Genomic DNA, 15,793 nt, shown 5'->3' with positions numbered 1-15,793 from the left:
GTGTCTACTACGTGGTCTGCGGTTCGTCGGCCGCCTGCAGCACCACCAGGGCACGTCCCTCGACGATCACCGTGCTGCCCGCGGCCATGGTGGCGTCGCCGTGCCCGTTCTCCGGTACCGCGGTGTCGGTGACCACCTGCCAACGGTCGCCGAGTTCGGTGGGCGGCAGCGTGAACTCGATGGGTTCGTGGTGAGCGTTGAAGCACAGCACGAACGAGTCGTCGACGACGCGGTGGCCGCGCCGGTCCAGGCCGGGAATGCCCTGACCGTTGAGGTACACCGCGACCGATTTGCCGAACCCGGAGTCCCAGTCGTCGTCGGTCATCTCCGACCCGTCGGGCCGGAACCACGAGATGTCCGGCAGGCCCGTGGACCCGCGCTGACGCACCGGCCGGCCCGTGAAGAACCGGCGCCGACGGAACACCGGATGGTCGGCGCGCAGCGCGGACACCTTGCGGACGAACGCCAACAGGTCGGCGTCGGCCTGCTCCCAGTCGACCCAGGTGATCTCGTTGTCCTGGCAGTAACCGTTGTTGTTACCGCCCTGGGTGCGGCCGAGTTCGTCGCCGTGGCTGATCATCGGCACACCTTGGGAAAGCAGCAACGTGGTCAGGAAGTTGCGCTGCTGACGGGCCCGCAGTTCGGTGATCTCCGGATCGTCGGTGGGGCCCTCGACCCCGCAGTTCCACGACCGGTTGTGCGACTCGCCGTCGTTGTTGTCCTCGCCGTTGGCGTCGTTGTGTTTGTCGTTGTAGGACACCAGGTCTCGCAGCGTGAACCCGTCGTGTGCGGTGACGAAGTTGATCGATGCCACCGGTCGGCGCGCGGTGTGCTCGTAGAGGTCCGCCGATCCGGTCAGCCGGGACGCGAACTCGCCGAGGCTGGCGGCTTCGCCGCGCCAGAAATCGCGCATGGTGTCGCGGTACTTGCCGTTCCACTCGGTCCACTGCGGCGGGAAGTTGCCCACCTGATAGCCGCCGGGGCCCAGGTCCCAGGGTTCGGCGATCAGTTTGGTCTGGCTGACCGTCGGGTCCTGCTGGACGAGTTCGAAGAACGTACTCAGCCGATCCACGTCGTAGAACTCGCGGGCCAGCGTGGCGGCCAGATCGAACCGGAACCCGTCGACGTGCATCTCGGTCACCCAGTACCGCAGCGAATCCATGATCAGCTGCAACGAATGCGGATGCCCGACATTGAGACTGTTGCCGGTGCCGGTGTAGTCCATGTAGTACCGCTTGTCATCGTCGACCAGGCGGTAGTAGGCGGCGTTGTCGATACCGCGCATCGACACCGTGGGGCCGAGGTGATTGCCCTCGGCGGTGTGGTTGTAGACCACGTCGAGGATCACCTCGATGCCCGCCTCGTGCAGGGCGCGCACCATCACCTTGAAGTCCTGCACCTGACCGCCGGGGGTGGTGCTCGAGGAATACTTGGCATCGGGTGCGAAGAAGCCGATCGTGTTGTACCCCCAGTAGTTCGCCAACCCCTTGTCGATGAGCGTCGAGTCGTTGGCGAAGTGGTGCACGGGCATCAACTCGACCGCGGTAACCCCGAGCGAGGTGAGGTGGTCGATGATCGCGGGGTGCGCGATGCCGGCGTAGGTGCCGCGCGCTTGTTCCGGAATATCGGGGTGCGTCTGGGTGAGTCCCTTGACGTGGGTTTCGTAGATGACGGTATCGGCGTACTCATGCTGCGGCGGGCGGTCGTTGCCCCAGTCGAAATAGGGATTGGTCACCACCGACTTCGGCATGCTCGCCGCCGAATCGTCGTCATTGCGGCTGTCCGGGTCGCCGAAGTTGTAGCCGAACAGCGACTGATCCCAGTTGAAGTTGCCGTCAATGGCCTTGGAATAGGGATCGAGCAGCAGCTTGCTGGGGTTGCACCGGTGGCCGCTGCCCGGATCGTAGGGCCCGTGTACGCGGTAGCCGTAGCGCTGCCCGGACTCCACCCCCGGCAGAAACCCATGCCAGACGAATCCGTCGACCTCGGGCAGTTTGATGCGGGTCTCCCGCAGCCCGCCGGCGCCGTCGTCGTCGAACAGGCACAACTCGACCCGCTCGGCGACCTCGCTGAACAGGGCGAAGTTGGTACCCGACCCGTCATAGGTCGCGCCGAGCGGATAGGCCTTTCCCGGCCACACCTCAGTCACTGTCACCGGTGCTGAACTCGTCACGTTGTGCTTCACCCACTTCTCGTTTCCTGCGCGCACTGTGCACGCTTAAACGTAGCGAGTTCCCGCCGTCGCCGTGCGGTACACCATGACCACCAGCACAGATGCGGGCTGAGAGTTTCGTGAGGAAGTCGCCACGGGGAGCCGAAGTGCGTTAACCTTGGACCCAGGTTGAGTTCACAGCCGCCGGAACCGTCAGCAACACCTGGGTAACGAGCAGGCCCGAATTCCTGTGGTCGCCAGTGGCGCATCTCGAAACGACGCAGTCCGCAGTACGAATTTCGACTACTGACGGGACATCACATGTCTTCAATAACCAAAGCCCAAACCGAGCGACCGGTGGAATTTCGCACGGTGAACGTGCGCCACCGGTGGCTGGATCTCCACACCGCCGCGGTGAGCGCCCACGGTGAGATCGACGCCGCCAACGCAGAACGCTTCGGCGACTACGTGCTGGGTCTGGTACCGCACTGCAAGTTCCTGGTGGTGGATCTGTCAGGGCTGAAATTCCTTGGCACGCAAGGAGTTTCTGCGCTGCACCGCATCCAGGCCGAGCTCGCCGACACCGCGTGGGTGATCGTGTCGAGTCCGGCGGTGGCGCGTGCGCTCCGGGTCTGCGACCCGGCCGGTCAGTTGCTGAGCGCGGGATCGGTCGAGGCCGCGCTGGCGATACTGCGCGGCGACCACGAACCCGGACTGCACCTCGTCGCTCGGTAGCTCGCTCGGCAATTGCCGTCGCCGAAAAACGGTGCCGTCGACGCGGTGAATCGCCACGAACCCCGGAGAACTTAGCGCCGAACCTCCATACTCGAAAACGTGGACGTGACACTGCTGGCGCAAACTCCCGAAGGTGGCGGCGCCGCGATCGACGAGGTGATCGGACTGTCGGTCGCGGCCACGGTGGTGACGGTGGCCCTGCTCTGGATCGGCTACCAGCACCGGACCCGACGCATCACCTGGCTCAACAACCTCGCCGAGCGCCTCGGGCACCGGTTCAAACGCCCGCCGTGGGTGGCGCTGCAGATCCTGCTGTTCACCGCGACGCTGATCTGCGCGTTGTTCGGGTTCATCTGGGATGTCAGCTTGCACATCGGCAACGGCCGGGACTCCGGCCCGCTGGCCAACCCCGCGCACTACTTCATTTTGGTCGGCCTGTTCATGCTGTTCATCGCCGGCGCCTCGGCGGTGGTGTTGCCGTACGACAAACCGGGATCCTCGGCGGTACGCATCACCCGCACGTGGTACGCGCCGGTGGGCGGACTGCTCATGACCGTGTGCGGGCTGTACGCGCTGATCGGGTTCCCGCTGGACGACATCTGGCACCGCATCTTCGGTCAGGACGTCACGCTGTGGGGACCGACGCATCTGATGCTGATCGGTGGCGCCGGACTGTCCCTGATCGCCGTCCTGCTGTTGGAGTACGAGGGCCGACGGGCGATGGCGCAGCAGGCCGCCGAATCGGATGCCGAGGCGGCACCACCGCGGGACGGCAAGGGCATCGCGTTTCTGCGGTACCTGTCCTTCGGCGGCCTGGTGGTCGGCCTGTCGGTCTATCAGATCGAATACGACTTCGGTGTCGAGCAGTTCCGGCTGGTGCTGCAGCCCATGATGATCGCGGGCGCCGCCGCGCTGGCGCTGGTGGCCGCCCGCCTGGTCCTCGGACCCGGCGCCGCGATCGCCGCCGCCGTGCTGTCGGTGCTGCTGCGTGGCGCGGTGGCCCTGGTGGTGGGCCCCGGCCTGGGTGCGCCCATCAACTGGTTCCCGCTCTACCTCGGTGCCGCGGTTGTCGTCGAGGTGCTGGCCCTGACCCCGCTGCTCAAGCGCCACATCGCGTTCGGCGCGGTCTGCGGTCTGGCGGTGGGGACCGTCGGTCTGTGGCTCGAGTCGTTCTGGATCGCCGCGGTGTACCGCTACCCGTGGCCGATGAGCATGTGGCCGGAGGCGCTGGCGATGGCGGTGCCCGTGGCGGTGTTCATGGGCATCTGCGGTGCGATGTTGGCCATGGTGCTCACCGGCACACCGCTGCCCAGGCCCGCCGTCGGCATCGCCTGGGTGCTGTTGACGGTGCTGGCGATCGGCGGCGCGGTGGCCAATGGGCTGCGCCTGGAGGTTCCCGAAAACGCCTCCGCCGCAATCACCCTGACTGATCTCCCGGCCGATCCGGGCCAGCGGATGGTGTCGGCCGAGGTGCGGATCCAGCCCGCGGATCTGATCGGCGATGATCCCGAGTGGGTGACGATCCTGGCGTGGCAGGGCGGCCTGGAGAACGATCGCGGCCTGGTGGTCGACCGGCTGGAGCGGATCGAACCGGGGCAGTACCGCTCCACCCAGCCGATCCCGGTCTGGGGATCCTGGAAGGCGCTGCTACGGGTGCAAGACGGCCGCATCATGGCCGGCGTGCCGATCTTCCTGCCCGAGGATCCCGGGATCGGGGCCCCGGGGATGCCTGCCGAGGCGGCATTTACCCGCGACTTCGTTCCCGAAGTCACCATCCTGCAGCGGGAACGGAACTTCGACCACCCGTCGTGGCTGTTCGGGGTGGCATCGCTGGTGGTGCTCGTGTGCACGCTGCTGCTGATCGCGGCACTGACCTGGGGGGCCGGTCGGATCAACCGAAGCGATTCTGCCCCAGCGGGTCTGATGCCCCCGAAGCCGAAGGTCAAGCCGCGGTCGTGACAGCGTCGACGAGCTATCTGGCCGACCACACGCTGCTGTTGGCGCTGCCCGCGCTGGCCCCGGCCGTGGTGGTCGCCGGGGTGGTGCTGTTCGTGGCGATGCGAGACCGCCGCACCCCCGAGGACCCCGACCAAGCCGACGATTCTGACGAAAGCGACGAGCGATCATGGTGATTCGGGTGGGGGCGGTCCTCGCGTGCACGGTGCTGCTGGCGGGCTGCGGCGGCGCGCAGGAGACGACGGCTCCCGAGGCCGCCCAGTCCTCGGCGCCGGCCCCGGCGGAGTCCGCGCCGGCAGTCGAGCCGATCATCGTCGACGTCACCATCTCGCAGGGCATGGTGACGCCGGTCAACGAGACGCTGCAGGCGACGGCGGGAGAGCCGATCATGCTGCGGGTGGACAGCGATGCCGCCGACGAACTGCATGTGCATGCGGTGCCCGAGCACACGTTTGCGGTGCAGCCTGCCACGGATCAGGAGTTCACCTTCACGGTCGACGTGCCGGGTCGCGTCGAGGTGGAACTACATGATCTGGGACGGGTCGTCGCGACCATTCACGTGCGTCCGTGACGCTGCTGGCGCACGGGGTCGGCGGCTCCACGGATCTGCCCATCCCGTACACCTATGCGTTGATCGGCGCGGCGTGGGCGTTGACGCTGACGTTCGCGGTGGTGGCGCTGGCCTGGCGCACACCGAGATTCGATCCTGCCGCGCCCGGCCACCGGTTGCCGCGCTGGGTGGCCCGGCTGGTCGACTCGTCGGCCGTTCGCCTCGCGCTGGGTCTGTTGACGCTGGCCTTCGCGCTCTGGGTGGTGCTGGCCGCGGTCTTCGGCCCGCAGGACGCGCGCAATGCCCTGCCCGGCGCGTTCTACGTGTTGCTGTGGGTCGGGCTGGTCGCGGTCTCGGTGCTGGTGGGTCCGGTGTGGCGGGCGTTCTCCCCGCCGCGGACCCTGTGGCGGCTGGTGCGGGGCGACCGGACGACGGGGCTGCGCGCCTACCCCGCCGGCTGGGGGTATCGACCTGCGGCGCTGGGGTTGTTCGCCTTCGTGTGGTTGGAGCTCGCGAGCCCGAATCCGGGCGCCCTGTCCGCGATCAAGACGTGGCTGCTGTGCTACGTCGTCCTCGCGTTCGCCGGCGCCGCGCTGTTCGGGACCCGGTGGTTTGCCCGGGCGGACCCGTTCGAGGTGTACAGCATGGTCGCCTCGCGAGTGTCGCCGTTTCGCCGCAATCCGGCCGGAAACCTGGTGGTGGGCAACCCATTCGATCACCTGCCGTCGCTGCCGGTTCGATCCGGCACGGTCGCGGTGTTGGCCGTGCTGCTCGGATCCACGGCCTTCGATAGTTTCTCCGCGATGCCGCAGTGGCGCGGGTTCGTCGAACGCCTCGCCGACGGCGGGTGGGCCGCGACCGCCGTGAACACCGCGGGCCTGATCGGGTTCATCGGCGCTGTCGCGACCACCTTCTGGTTCGCCGCGCGCGCCACCGGCGGCGTCGACCGGGCACAGCGCCGTGCCCTGCCGGGCCTGCTCGCGCACTCGCTCGTCCCGATCGTCCTCGGGTACGTGTTCGCGCATTACCTGTCGTATCTGATCGAGCGCGGTCAGCAGACCCTCATCGCGCTGGCCGATCCGCTCGATCGCGGCTGGAACCTGCTGGGGCTCGGCAACGCCGAGGTCAGCTACCTGCTGTCGATGCATCCCACCGTGCTGGCCACCCTCAAGGTTGCCGGTGTGGTCGTCGGCCACATGGCCGGGGTGATCGCGGCGCACGATGCGGCGTTGCGGCTGCTGCCCAAGCGGCATCAGCTCACCGGTCAGTTGGCGATGATGGTGGTCATGGTGGCCTACACGTTCACGGGTCTCTATCTGCTGTTCGGCGGATGACGAGCGATGCCTCGGTTGGACCCGCGATGGCGGCAACGCGACGGCGTCACCTGCGGTCCGACCGTGGCGATCGTGGCCGCGGCGGCACTCGACCCCGACTACGCCGACCGGCTGGCCGCTCCCGAATGGTTTGCCGCCGAACAGGGGCGGCTGCATCGTCGACTCAACCGCTGCTGGCCGCGGGCGCTGGGCACCACGCCGAGGGGCATGGCCGCGGCACTGAACGCCCACAGCGCCCGCCAGTACCGCTGGCGCCTGGCCTGGCCGCGCCGGGACCGGCTGCTGGAGGTACGCGAGGCGGTGCTGCTGGGCTGGCCGGTTCCCATGCTGGTGGGTAACACGATCCCGCGGCACTGGGTGTTGTTGACGGGCTGGCGCGAGGACGGATTCCGTTGCTATGAACCGTCATCCGGCCAGACGCTGCGCGTGAGCGCCGATCAGATCCGGGGTGCGAGCCTGGCCGGGATGGGTTTCCGGCGGCCGCTGGCCTTCGTGCTGCCGGTGCGGCCCTTCAGCTGACCAGACCGACGCAGGCGCGCACCGCCGCATCGGCGATCCCGCGGATGTCTTCGCCGTCCTCCATGGTGTGGGCGGTGAGTTCCCGCAGCCCACCGAGCAGGATCAAGGCGGTCTGGCGCTGCACGGGCCGCAGACCGGCCCGGCTGAATCCGGGACCGGCCGTCATCTCGATCAACAGATCGATGAAGCGGTCCATCCCGCGGCGCTGCACCGGTCGGGCGGCGTCGCCGAGTGCCGGGAACTCCCGGATCCACGTCAACGTCAGCGCCGGATGCGCCTCGATGGCGGTGATGTAGGCGTCGATCGCCTGCTCGACCTGCGTGCGCCAGTCGGCCTCGGGATCGACTGCCGCGCGGATGCCGGCGATCGTGCGGATGTTGTCGACGTCGAGCAGTTCCAGCAGACAGTCGTCCTTGCTGGCGAAGTGCGCGTAGAACGTGCGCTTCGACGTCTTGGCATGTCGCACGATGTCGGCCACCGTGGTGTCGCGGTAGCCGCGTTCGTTGATCGACCCCGACAAACCCTCGAAGAGTCGGTGGCGGAACGGGTCGTCGCCGACGGGGTCCACCTCGGTGGACGCGACGGTTCCGGCGGTCATGACTCTCCCTACGACCCTTGCCACGGTTGGTACTTACCGGTACCGTACTCCACACCACCGCGGTACGCGTCGGTACCGTCGCGGAGTTTGGAGGCGCGCCATGACCGAAACCACCGTCGATCCCGCAGTCGTGGAGTCGATCAAGCTGCCACCCGCACCGCGCCTGCCCACTCTGGTGCAGGGCATCGGCTACGGGTTCTTCCGGCGGCAGGTCATCGACGCGATGACCGCGCGGTACGGCGAGGCCTTCCGGCTGCGGGTACCGCTGTTCGGCGACATGGTCGTGGTCACCGATCCCAGCCTGGTCAAGCAGGTATTCACCGCCAGCACCGACGATCTGGGCAACATTCAGCCCAATCTGAGCCGAATCTTCGGGCCGGGTTCGGTCTTCGCTCTCGACGGAGCCGAGCATCGACGGCGGCGCAAGCTGTTGACGCCGCCTTTCCACGGCAAGGCGATGAAGAAGTACGAGAAGATCGTCGAAGAGGAAACCCTGCGCGAATCGGCGTCCTGGCCGCATGGCCGGGAGTTCGAGACCCTCGAGCCGATGATGCGGATCACGCTGAACATCATCCTGCGGGCGATCTTCGGCGCCGACGGCGCGGAGCTGGAGACGCTGCGCCGGATCATTCCGCCCTGGGTGACGCTGGGTTCGCGCGCCGCCGTGCTGCCCACCCCGGAGCGCAACTACGGCCGCTACACCCCCTGGGGACGGTTGGCGAACTATCGCCGGCAGTACAACGAAACCGTCAACGTGCTGATCGATCAGGTGAAGAACGATCCCCGCTTCGACGAGCGCACCGACGTGCTGGCGCTGCTGCTGCGCAGCACCTACGAAGACGGAACTCCGATGTCCGCCAGCGAGATCGGCGATGAACTACTGACCCTGCTCGCCGCCGGCCACGAGACCACCGCCTCGACCTTGGCGTGGGCGTTCGAACGGATTTCGCGCCACCGCGAGGTGCTCGACAAGCTGGTGGCCGAGTCCGCCACCGACGGCAATCAGTATCGGCAGGCCACCATCCTGGAGGTGCAGCGCAACCGCACCGTCATCGACTTCGCGGGCCGGCACGTCTATGCGCCGTCGTTCGAGTTGGGGCAGTGGCGGATTCCGCGCGGGTACTCGGTGACCGTCGCGATCGGCCGGGTGCATGCCAATGCCGACGAATTCCCGGATCCCGACCGCTTCGATCCCGACCGCTTCGTCGGGGAGCGGCCCAACGTGATGGCCTGGATTCCGTACGGTGGCGGCACCCGGCGCTGTGTCGGTGCCGCCTTCGCCAACATGGAGATGGATGTGGTGTTGCGAACCGTGCTGCGCCACTTCACCATTGCGACCACCGATCGACCCGGCGAGAAATGGCATTCGCGCGGCGTGGCGTTCACGCCCAAAAAGGGTGGACGGATCACGGTGTTGCGTCGCGATTAGGCCGACCATCGTGCGGGCGCGCGGTCGGACATGCGACGATCGAGGACGTGACTGACGCGATCGCCGATGCGATGAATCAGGGGATGGCGACCACCATCCCGATCGCCCACCAGATGGGTGTCCGGATTGTCGAGGCACGGCGCGGATTTGCGGCCGCCACGGTGCCGGCAGCGGGCAACGGCAACCACTTCGGGGTGGTCTACGCCGGGGTGCAGTTCACGGTGGCCGAGATCCTCGGCGGGGCCATCGCGTTAACGAGTTTCGACGCGACCAAGTACTTCCCGCTGGTCAAGAACCTCGACATCAAGTTCGTCGGGATGGCGTCAACCGACCTGCGCGCGGAGGCCGGTCTGGACTCCGACACCATCGACCGGGTTGCGGCCGAGGCCGCCGACAACGGCAAGGCCGACTACCGGCTGGACGCCGTCGTCACCGATGCCAATGGTCAGACGGTGGCCACGACGCACGGGCTGTATCAGCTGCGCGCGCACGGGAAATAGGGCTCACAGCGCGCCATCGGCGACCAGCCGGTCGAGTTTGGCATAGCCCTCGTTGACCCCGGTCTCCATCCCGGATGCCAGCCAGGCGTCGCGGCCCTCGAAGCTGTCCACCAGCGACTGCGCGTGCAACCGAGTCCGGCCGTCACCGAGGTCCTCGAACCGCAGCGTCTCCAGCGACACCTCGTCGGGCATGCCTTCGTAGGTGAAGGTCTGCACTATTCGGTCCGGGCCCACGGTGTGGAAGCAGCCGCGGAAGCCGTACTCCTGCCCGTCCTGGCTGGCGACATAGCGCCAACAACCGCCGTCGCGGGCGTCCCACTCGAGGATTCGGTTGACCATGCCCTCGGGCCCGACCCAGCGGATGAACAGTTCCGGGTCGGTATGCGCCTTGAGCAACTGTGCCGGTGTCGCGTTGAAATCGCGGGTGATTCGAATGACGGGAACATCGGTGGCCGCTTCGATCGCGGCTTCGGTGGCTTTCATGAGACCTTTCCTTTGCGCCGTGGGGCAGTGGCGGCCGGGGCGTCGTCCTGCATGTCCGCGAGCACCGCATCCAGGCGCCGGTAGCGCTCCTCGGCCCGGCGGCGGTAACGCTCGATCCACTTGGTCATCAGGTCGAACACCTCGGCCTCCAGGTGGACGGGCCGGGTTTGGGCGTCCCGACTCCGGGTCACCAGGCCGGCGTCCTCGAGCACCTTCAGGTGTTTGGAGACCGCCTGCAAACTGACGTCGTAGGGGGCGGCGAGTTGGCTGACCGTGGCGTCGCCGGCGGTCAACCGGGCGACCACGTCCCTGCGGAGGGGATCGGCCAACGCGGCGAACACCTTTGACAGCTGATCGACCATTCCACTTCCTCAACTAATTGGTTGAATACGCCTCCAGTGTCGCGCTGCGGGTCCCGGGTTGTCAACCCTTTGGTTGAATACGGATTTTGGGCAGCCGGGATCCTGGCTCGAGATTGCATCCAGGGCGGCGACATTGCGCCTGCGGCGGGAAATTCGCCGCGTAATCGCCACCACGACAATCTCGTTGCCAGCAATGCAATCTCGACGCGCCCGCTCGCGGAACGGGCGGGGGAGCTTAGACCGTGGACCGCTTGGGCAGCTTCCAGCCGGGCCGCGGGTAGTGGCAGGTGTAGCCGTTGGGGATGCGCTCGAGGTAATCCTGATGCTCGGGCTCGGCCTCCCAGAAGTCCACCGCGGGGGCCACCTCGGTGACCACCTTGCCGGGCCACAGACCCGAGGCGTCGACGTCGGCGATGGTGTCCTCGGCGACCTGCTGCTGCTCATCGTCGAGGTAGAAGATGGCCGACCGGTAGCTGGTGCCCACATCGTTGCCCTGGCGGTCCTTGGTGCTCGGATCGTGGATCTGGAAGAAGAACTCCAGGATGTCGCGGTAGCTGGTCTGGGCCGGGTCGAACTCGATCTCGATGGCCTCGGCGTGACCGGGGTGATTGCGGTAGGTCGGATTGTCGTTCTGACCGCCGGTGTAGCCGACGCGGGTTGAGACCACCCCGGGTTGCTTGCGGATCAGATCCTGCATCCCCCAGAAGCAGCCTCCGGCCAGGATCGCCCTCTGATAGTCGGCCATATGCCCGTCCTTCCTCTAGGTCGTCACGCTGGGTCTTCATCCATTGTGCGCGTCGGCGCTACCGTGGAGCCATGCGCGTCCTTGCCGTGATGGCCGCACTCCTGCTGGCGCTGTGCACCGCACCGCTGGCGACGGCCCACCAGAACAACGACGAGACCATCGCTATTCCGGAGGGCGATCCCGCCGCCCCCGGGCAGGCATTCGTCGACGACCCGTCGATCCGCAACCCGCACCCGCTGGCCATCGAGTTCTTCACCCGGACCGCGGACCCCGCCGAGGTGCGACTGTTCTTCACCACCGGGGTCCCGCAATGCCACGGCGTGCACGCGACGGTGCGCGAAACTCCCGAGGCGGTGATCGTCGATCTGCTCGGCGGCACGCCGCCGCAGGCGTTGAACCAGGCGTGCATCATGCTCGGCGTGACCGGCACCCTCGAGGTCCCGTTGCACGCCCCGTTGGGCGAGCGCGCCGTGCTCGCGCCGAAGGTCGACAAACCGCAGTAGAACGTGTTCTAGTCTGGGTGTGACACGCCCTACATTCACCCGCGATGAGCTCGTCGCGGCCTTCGGGACGTTCGAACAGACCGTTGCCCGGGCCGCCGAAACCCAGGACTGGGATGTCTGGGTCGAGCACTACACCGACGACGTCGTCTACGTCGAACACGCCGCCGGCACCATGCACGGCCGCGACGAGGTGCGCACCTGGATCCGCCGCACCATGTCGACGTTCCCGGGCAGCTACATGGTCTCGTTCCCGGCGCTGTGGACGGTGATCGACGAACCGACCGGACGGGTGATCTGCGAATTGGACAACCCCATGCGCGACCCGGGCGACGGCACCGTCATCACTGCCACCAACATCTCGATCGTCACCTACGCCGGCGACGGCAAATGGTGCCGGCAAGAAGACATCTACAACCCGTTGCGGTTCCTGAGTGCCGCGATCAAGTGGTGCCGCAAGGCCGAGGCACTCGGCACGCTCGACGACGAGGCCGCCGCCTGGTTCCGCACACACGGTCAACGCGTGGGCACGGCGTCATGAGCGCACCGAAACTGGTCATCGGCGGCAACGGCTTCCTGGGCTCGCACGTCACCCGAGCGCTGGTGGCCGCCGGCGACGACGTGCGCGTCACGGTGCGTGCGGGCGCCAACACCGCCGGCATCGACGATCTACCGGTCACCCGGTTCGTCGGCGACATCTTCGACGTCGACACCATCCGCGAGGCCATGACCGGCTGCGCCGTCGTCTACTACTGCGTGGTCGACGCGCGGGCCTGGCTCCGCGACCCGGCGCCGCTGTTTCGCACCAACGTAGAGGGGTTGCGCGGCGTGCTCGAGGTGGCCGCCGAGCTGGCCGCGGCGGGCACGCTCGAGAAGTTCGTGTTCACCAGCAGCTACTCGACCGTCGGCCGCCGGCAGGGCCGGGTGGCCACCGAGGACGACTTGATCGACCGCGGCCGGCTGACCGCCTACGTGCGGTCTCGGGTGCAGGCCGAAGACCTGGTGATGCAGTACGCCCGCGAGCGCGGCGTGCCCGCGGTGGCGATGTGTGTGTCCACCACCTACGGCGGCCGCGACCACGGCATGACCCCGCAGGGGGCGCTGGTGGCCGGCACGGTGTTCGAGAAGCTGCCGTTCGTGCTCGACAAGATCTCGCTGGAGGCGGTCGGGATCGAGGACGCAGCGGACGCGATGATCCTGGCCGGTGCGCGCGGCCGGGTCGGGCAGCGCTACCTGATCTCGGAGCGGATGATCAGCAACCGCGAGGTGATCCGGATCGCCGCCGACGAGGCCGGGGTGGTGGCGCCGCGACGCTCGGTGCCGGTCCCGGTGCTCTATGCGATGGGGGCGCTGGGCTCGGTGCGGGCCCGACTGCGCCGCACCGACCAACAGCTGACGCTGGAATCGGTGCGGCTGATGCGCGCCGAGGCGCCGGTGGACTGTGGTAAGGCCCGCCGCGAGCTGGGCTGGCAGCCCCGCCCGGTGGAGGACTCGATCCGGGCAGCGGCGCGGTTCTGGGCCCAGATGCGCTCGGCTCGGCGTAAATCCCGCGCCGAGAGTTGAGTTGTTCGCGGGCCTACTCGCGAAACGCGTACAACAATCCAACTCTCGGCGAATACGTCAGCGTTCGGCGCGCTCCTTGAGCCGGGCCAGCGTGGCCCGGATGTGCTCGGCGTTCGCCGCATCGCGGTCGTGCACGCCGGTGGCGTAGCCGGCGACCTTGCGGAACCAGCCGGGCCGCTGATCCCAGGTGCTCTCGACCACCCGGCAGGCGCCGTCGGCGGGGATGATCTCGTAGCGCCAGTGCGCCACCGGGATCACCAGGCTGCGCACGTCGAAGGCGAACGCCTTGCCCGGCGCCGCTTCGGTGACCGTGCAGGTGGTGGTCCACGTCCGGCTCCCGTTGCGGTTGCTGCCCTTGAACACCGCGCCGGGGCGGGCCGAGTCACCCCGCTGCCAGCTCATCGCGGTGGTCTCGGAGGCCAATTCGGCCAGCGTCGACAGGTCGGTGATGAGTTGGTAGACGGCATCGGGAGCCGCGGAGATGGTGACCTCGGCGGTCGCTGCGGGTACTGCTTGCTGTGCCATGGCTGCAGTGTAGGGAACTGGGACGGGCCGCCACGCGTTGCAGGTGGCATGGCCGAGCGTCCCGTCAAAGCACCCACTGCCGAGCATCCGATCAGCATTGCCCCCACCGCGGGTCGGGTGGTGGTGCGTGTCAACGGCGACGTCGTCGCCGACAGCCGATCTGCGTTGACCCTGCAGGAGTCGACTTACCCTGCGGTGCAATACATTCCGCTTTCCGACGTGAACCAGCAGCTGCTGCGGCGCACCCAGACCGTCACCTATTGCCCGTACAAGGGGGAGGCGGGCTATTTCAGCGTGGCGGGCGAGCACGTCGTGGTCGACGACGCGGTGTGGTTTTATCCGCAGCCGTATCCGGCGGTCGCGGCGATCGCCGAGCATGTCGCGTTCTACCCCGACAAGGCCCAGATCACGATCAGTCCGGAATAGCGCCGAAGACCTCACCGAACAGTCGGGTGTCGCAGTACTCCCGCAGCGAGACGATCAATCCGTCGTGCATGTCGAAGATGAATGCGACCGGGCTGTCGTAGCGCACCCCGTCGCTGTTGACCCCGTCGTGCTGGGCCTCCACGACCACGCTCTCGCCGTCATTGAGGCAGCGCACCAGGTCGAAGTGCAAGACGAGGGACTCGCGGGCGCGCTCGGTGATGCGACGCAGTTCGGCCTTGTCGTAGGTGCGTCCGGTGGCGTTGGTCCAGTAGGTGAAGTCTTCGCTGAGCAGTCCGAAACCCTCGTCGAGGTCGCCCTCGGCGCTGAGCGTCTGCAGAAACATCCAGGCCTGCTCGGCTTGCGGGTCGTCGAACGGCGTCATCACGTGGCTCATCCTGACCGTTGACGCCGATGTCGTCAACGGTGGCTAGCCTGGCTGGCATCGACACCGACGGCCTGATCCGCATCGTCACCTTCCCCGGACCGGTGAGTCCGGGCGCGACGCTGTCCCCGTTGCGGCGCGGCCCGGGGGATCCGACATTCCAGTTCGGGGCCGACGGCGCGATCTGGCGGACCAGCCTGCTGGAGTCGGGGCCGGTGACGGCGCGCATCGAGCGCAGTGGGCCGTCCGCGGTCCGCGCCCAGGCCTGGGGCGACGGCGCACCGGAGTTCATCGAGGCGCTGCCGCGCCAGCTCGGTGCCGACGACGACTGGTCGGAGTTCGAGCCGTCGCATCCGCTGGTGGCCAGGGCCGCTCGGCTGGCTTCACACCTGCGGCTGGGCCGCACCGACCGGGTGCTCGAGGCGCTGATCCCGGCGGTGCTCGAGCAGCGGGTGCCCGGTGTCGACGCGTTCCGGGCCTGGCGGACGCTGGTCGCCAAATTCGGCACCGACGCACCGGGCCCGGCCCCGGCTCGGATGCGGGTGTTCCCTGCCGCGCAGGTCTGGCAACGCATTCCGTCCTGGGAGTTCCACCGGGCCAACGTCGATCCGGGCCGGGCCCGCACCGTGGTCGGGTGCGCCCGGCGTGCGGTCGCCCTGGAACGGTTGGCCACCCGGTCGCCGGCGCAGGCGCGCGCCGCGATGACTGCACTGCCCGGGGTCGGGGTGTGGACGGCCGCCGAGGTGGCCCAGCGGGCGTTCGGCGACGCCGACGCGCTGTCGATCGGGGACTACCACCTCTCGAAGATGATCGGTTGGACGCTGGTCGGCCGACCGGTCGACGACGACGCCATGGTCGAACTGCTGGAACCGATGCGCCCGCACCGGCATCGGGTGGTCCGGCTGCTGTACGTCAGCCGGTTGGCCCAGGAACCCCGCCGCGGCGCGCGGCTGCCGGTGCAGAACATCCGTGAGCTGTAGTGGTTGACAACGGCGGTGTCCGGGTATGCCGTCCTCCGACCATTGAAGGAGGAA

General features: G+C 67.9%; 20 protein-coding genes. 13 read left to right on the top strand and 7 right to left on the bottom strand.

All coding sequences use genetic code 11. From position 1 onward, the window contains the following. Positions 1-7: 7 nt before the first annotated feature. Positions 8-2,155: a glycogen debranching protein GlgX gene (gene glgX, locus RCP80_RS22675; RefSeq protein ID WP_308479818.1), complete on the bottom strand. Its 2,148-nt coding sequence runs from the start codon at positions 2,153-2,155 to the stop codon at positions 8-10. A gap of 354 nt (positions 2,156-2,509) precedes the next feature. Between glgX and RCP80_RS22670 the strand changes: the two genes are divergently transcribed. The 6 genes from RCP80_RS22670 (at position 2,510) to RCP80_RS22645 (ending at position 7,246) form a co-directional block, all read left to right on the top strand. Beyond that, on the top strand, positions 2,510-2,887 hold the full coding sequence (locus tag RCP80_RS22670) for an STAS domain-containing protein (protein WP_308479817.1): 378 nt from the start codon (positions 2,510-2,512) through the stop codon (positions 2,885-2,887). Between the two features lie 105 nt (positions 2,888-2,992). Further along, a complete protein-coding gene (locus RCP80_RS22665) occupies positions 2,993-4,846 on the top strand; it encodes a hypothetical protein (protein WP_308482986.1) in 1,854 nt (617 codons plus the stop codon). Then, positions 4,843-5,019, top strand: a complete 177-nt coding sequence (locus tag RCP80_RS22660) for a hypothetical protein (protein ID WP_308479816.1) — start codon at positions 4,843-4,845, stop codon at positions 5,017-5,019. Before RCP80_RS22665 ends, RCP80_RS22660 begins: the two co-directional genes overlap by 4 nt. Next, a complete protein-coding gene (locus tag RCP80_RS22655; RefSeq protein ID WP_308479815.1) occupies positions 5,013-5,414 on the top strand; it encodes a hypothetical protein in 402 nt (133 codons plus the stop codon). The genes RCP80_RS22660 and RCP80_RS22655 overlap by 7 nt, the downstream gene beginning before the upstream one ends. Continuing rightward, positions 5,411-6,727 carry a hypothetical protein gene (locus tag RCP80_RS22650; RefSeq protein WP_308479814.1) on the top strand — a complete coding sequence of 439 codons (1,317 nt, stop codon included), beginning with the start codon at positions 5,411-5,413 and terminating at the stop codon, positions 6,725-6,727. Before RCP80_RS22655 ends, RCP80_RS22650 begins: the two co-directional genes overlap by 4 nt. 6 nt (positions 6,728-6,733) lie before the next feature. Continuing rightward, a complete protein-coding gene (locus tag RCP80_RS22645) occupies positions 6,734-7,246 on the top strand; it encodes a hypothetical protein (RefSeq protein WP_308479813.1) in 513 nt (170 codons plus the stop codon). Here RCP80_RS22645 and RCP80_RS22640 read toward each other — a convergent pair. After that, complete coding sequence (locus tag RCP80_RS22640) at positions 7,239-7,844, bottom strand: TetR/AcrR family transcriptional regulator (RefSeq protein WP_308479812.1); 606 nt, start codon at positions 7,842-7,844, stop codon at positions 7,239-7,241. The two genes, RCP80_RS22645 and RCP80_RS22640, sit on opposite strands and share 8 nt — an antisense overlap. A gap of 100 nt (positions 7,845-7,944) precedes the next feature. Here RCP80_RS22640 and RCP80_RS22635 point away from each other — a divergent pair, with 100 nt between their 5' ends. Next, positions 7,945-9,273 carry a cytochrome P450 gene (locus tag RCP80_RS22635; protein ID WP_308479811.1) on the top strand — a complete coding sequence of 443 codons (1,329 nt, stop codon included), beginning with the start codon at positions 7,945-7,947 and terminating at the stop codon, positions 9,271-9,273. A 71-nt stretch (positions 9,274-9,344) separates the two neighbouring features. Continuing rightward, positions 9,345-9,773, top strand: a complete 429-nt coding sequence (locus RCP80_RS22630; protein WP_308482985.1) for a YiiD C-terminal domain-containing protein — start codon at positions 9,345-9,347, stop codon at positions 9,771-9,773. A 3-nt stretch (positions 9,774-9,776) separates the two neighbouring features. Here RCP80_RS22630 and RCP80_RS22625 read toward each other — a convergent pair whose 3' ends face one another. From RCP80_RS22625 to msrA, 3 genes are all read right to left on the bottom strand, one after another. Beyond that, the gene (locus RCP80_RS22625) at positions 9,777-10,256 is read right to left on the bottom strand and encodes an SRPBCC family protein (RefSeq protein ID WP_308479810.1); all 480 of its coding nucleotides are present in this window, start codon (positions 10,254-10,256) and stop codon (positions 9,777-9,779) included. Further along, on the bottom strand, positions 10,253-10,618 hold the full coding sequence (locus RCP80_RS22620) for an ArsR/SmtB family transcription factor (RefSeq protein WP_308479809.1): 366 nt from the start codon (positions 10,616-10,618) through the stop codon (positions 10,253-10,255). The genes RCP80_RS22625 and RCP80_RS22620 overlap by 4 nt, the downstream gene beginning before the upstream one ends. Before the next feature lie 235 nt (positions 10,619-10,853). Further along, positions 10,854-11,363, bottom strand: a complete 510-nt coding sequence (gene msrA, locus RCP80_RS22615; protein WP_308479808.1) for a peptide-methionine (S)-S-oxide reductase MsrA — start codon at positions 11,361-11,363, stop codon at positions 10,854-10,856. A gap of 71 nt (positions 11,364-11,434) precedes the next feature. Between msrA and RCP80_RS22610 the strand changes: the two genes are divergently transcribed. The 3 genes from RCP80_RS22610 to RCP80_RS22600 are packed head-to-tail and all read left to right on the top strand — an operon-like array spanning position 11,435 to position 13,426. Continuing rightward, positions 11,435-11,866 carry a hypothetical protein gene (locus RCP80_RS22610; RefSeq protein WP_308479807.1) on the top strand — a complete coding sequence of 144 codons (432 nt, stop codon included), beginning with the start codon at positions 11,435-11,437 and terminating at the stop codon, positions 11,864-11,866. A gap of 19 nt (positions 11,867-11,885) precedes the next feature. Beyond that, a complete protein-coding gene (locus tag RCP80_RS22605; RefSeq protein ID WP_308479806.1) occupies positions 11,886-12,404 on the top strand; it encodes a nuclear transport factor 2 family protein in 519 nt (172 codons plus the stop codon). Further along, the gene (locus RCP80_RS22600; RefSeq protein ID WP_308479805.1) at positions 12,401-13,426 is read left to right on the top strand and encodes an NAD-dependent epimerase/dehydratase family protein; all 1,026 of its coding nucleotides are present in this window, start codon (positions 12,401-12,403) and stop codon (positions 13,424-13,426) included. Before RCP80_RS22605 ends, RCP80_RS22600 begins: the two co-directional genes overlap by 4 nt. A gap of 57 nt (positions 13,427-13,483) precedes the next feature. Here RCP80_RS22600 and RCP80_RS22595 read toward each other — a convergent pair whose 3' ends face one another. Then, positions 13,484-13,951: an SRPBCC family protein gene (locus tag RCP80_RS22595; RefSeq protein ID WP_308479804.1), complete on the bottom strand. Its 468-nt coding sequence runs from the start codon at positions 13,949-13,951 to the stop codon at positions 13,484-13,486. Positions 13,952-13,999: 48 nt separating this feature from the next. Between RCP80_RS22595 and RCP80_RS22590 the strand changes: the two genes are divergently transcribed. After that, on the top strand, positions 14,000-14,377 hold the full coding sequence (locus RCP80_RS22590; protein WP_308479803.1) for a DUF427 domain-containing protein: 378 nt from the start codon (positions 14,000-14,002) through the stop codon (positions 14,375-14,377). Here the strand turns inward: RCP80_RS22590 and RCP80_RS22585 are convergent. After that, a complete protein-coding gene (locus RCP80_RS22585; RefSeq protein WP_308482984.1) occupies positions 14,364-14,759 on the bottom strand; it encodes a nuclear transport factor 2 family protein in 396 nt (131 codons plus the stop codon). The two genes, RCP80_RS22590 and RCP80_RS22585, sit on opposite strands and share 14 nt — an antisense overlap. Before the next feature lie 29 nt (positions 14,760-14,788). Between RCP80_RS22585 and RCP80_RS22580 the strand changes: the two genes are divergently transcribed. Then, a complete protein-coding gene (locus tag RCP80_RS22580) occupies positions 14,789-15,739 on the top strand; it encodes a DNA-3-methyladenine glycosylase family protein (protein WP_373693396.1) in 951 nt (316 codons plus the stop codon). Positions 15,740-15,793 lie beyond the last annotated feature (54 nt).

The sequence above is a fragment of the Mycolicibacterium sp. MU0053 genome, assembly GCF_963378095.1.
Lineage (GTDB): Bacteria > Actinomycetota > Actinomycetes > Mycobacteriales > Mycobacteriaceae > Mycobacterium > Mycobacterium burgundiense.
The sequence above is the reverse complement of the archived record's forward strand: the minus strand, read 5'-3'. Positions and strand labels throughout refer to the sequence as shown.

Excerpts from the sequence above, each read along its gene's own strand:
- RCP80_RS22585 (WP_308482984.1), bottom strand. The coding sequence starts at position 14,759 with ATGACGCCGTTCGACGACCCGCAAGCCGAGCAGGCCTGGATGTTTCTG.
- RCP80_RS22625 (WP_308479810.1), bottom strand. The coding sequence starts at position 10,256 with ATGAAAGCCACCGAAGCCGCGATCGAAGCGGCCACCGATGTTCCCGTC.
- msrA (WP_308479808.1), bottom strand. The coding sequence starts at position 11,363 with ATGGCCGACTATCAGAGGGCGATCCTGGCCGGAGGCTGCTTCTGGGGG.
- RCP80_RS22630 (WP_308482985.1), top strand. The coding sequence starts at position 9,345 with ATGAATCAGGGGATGGCGACCACCATCCCGATCGCCCACCAGATGGGT.
- RCP80_RS22655 (WP_308479815.1), top strand. The coding sequence starts at position 5,013 with ATGGTGATTCGGGTGGGGGCGGTCCTCGCGTGCACGGTGCTGCTGGCG.
- RCP80_RS22600 (WP_308479805.1), top strand. The coding sequence starts at position 12,401 with ATGAGCGCACCGAAACTGGTCATCGGCGGCAACGGCTTCCTGGGCTCG.
- RCP80_RS22635 (WP_308479811.1), top strand. The coding sequence starts at position 7,945 with ATGACCGAAACCACCGTCGATCCCGCAGTCGTGGAGTCGATCAAGCTG.
- RCP80_RS22640 (WP_308479812.1), bottom strand. The coding sequence starts at position 7,844 with ATGACCGCCGGAACCGTCGCGTCCACCGAGGTGGACCCCGTCGGCGAC.
- RCP80_RS22610 (WP_308479807.1), top strand. The coding sequence starts at position 11,435 with ATGCGCGTCCTTGCCGTGATGGCCGCACTCCTGCTGGCGCTGTGCACC.
- RCP80_RS22580 (WP_373693396.1), top strand. The coding sequence starts at position 14,789 with ATGTCGTCAACGGTGGCTAGCCTGGCTGGCATCGACACCGACGGCCTG.
- RCP80_RS22595 (WP_308479804.1), bottom strand. The coding sequence starts at position 13,951 with ATGGCACAGCAAGCAGTACCCGCAGCGACCGCCGAGGTCACCATCTCC.
- RCP80_RS22620 (WP_308479809.1), bottom strand. The coding sequence starts at position 10,618 with ATGGTCGATCAGCTGTCAAAGGTGTTCGCCGCGTTGGCCGATCCCCTC.
- RCP80_RS22645 (WP_308479813.1), top strand. The coding sequence starts at position 6,734 with ATGCCTCGGTTGGACCCGCGATGGCGGCAACGCGACGGCGTCACCTGC.
- RCP80_RS22590 (WP_308479803.1), top strand. The coding sequence starts at position 14,000 with ATGGCCGAGCGTCCCGTCAAAGCACCCACTGCCGAGCATCCGATCAGC.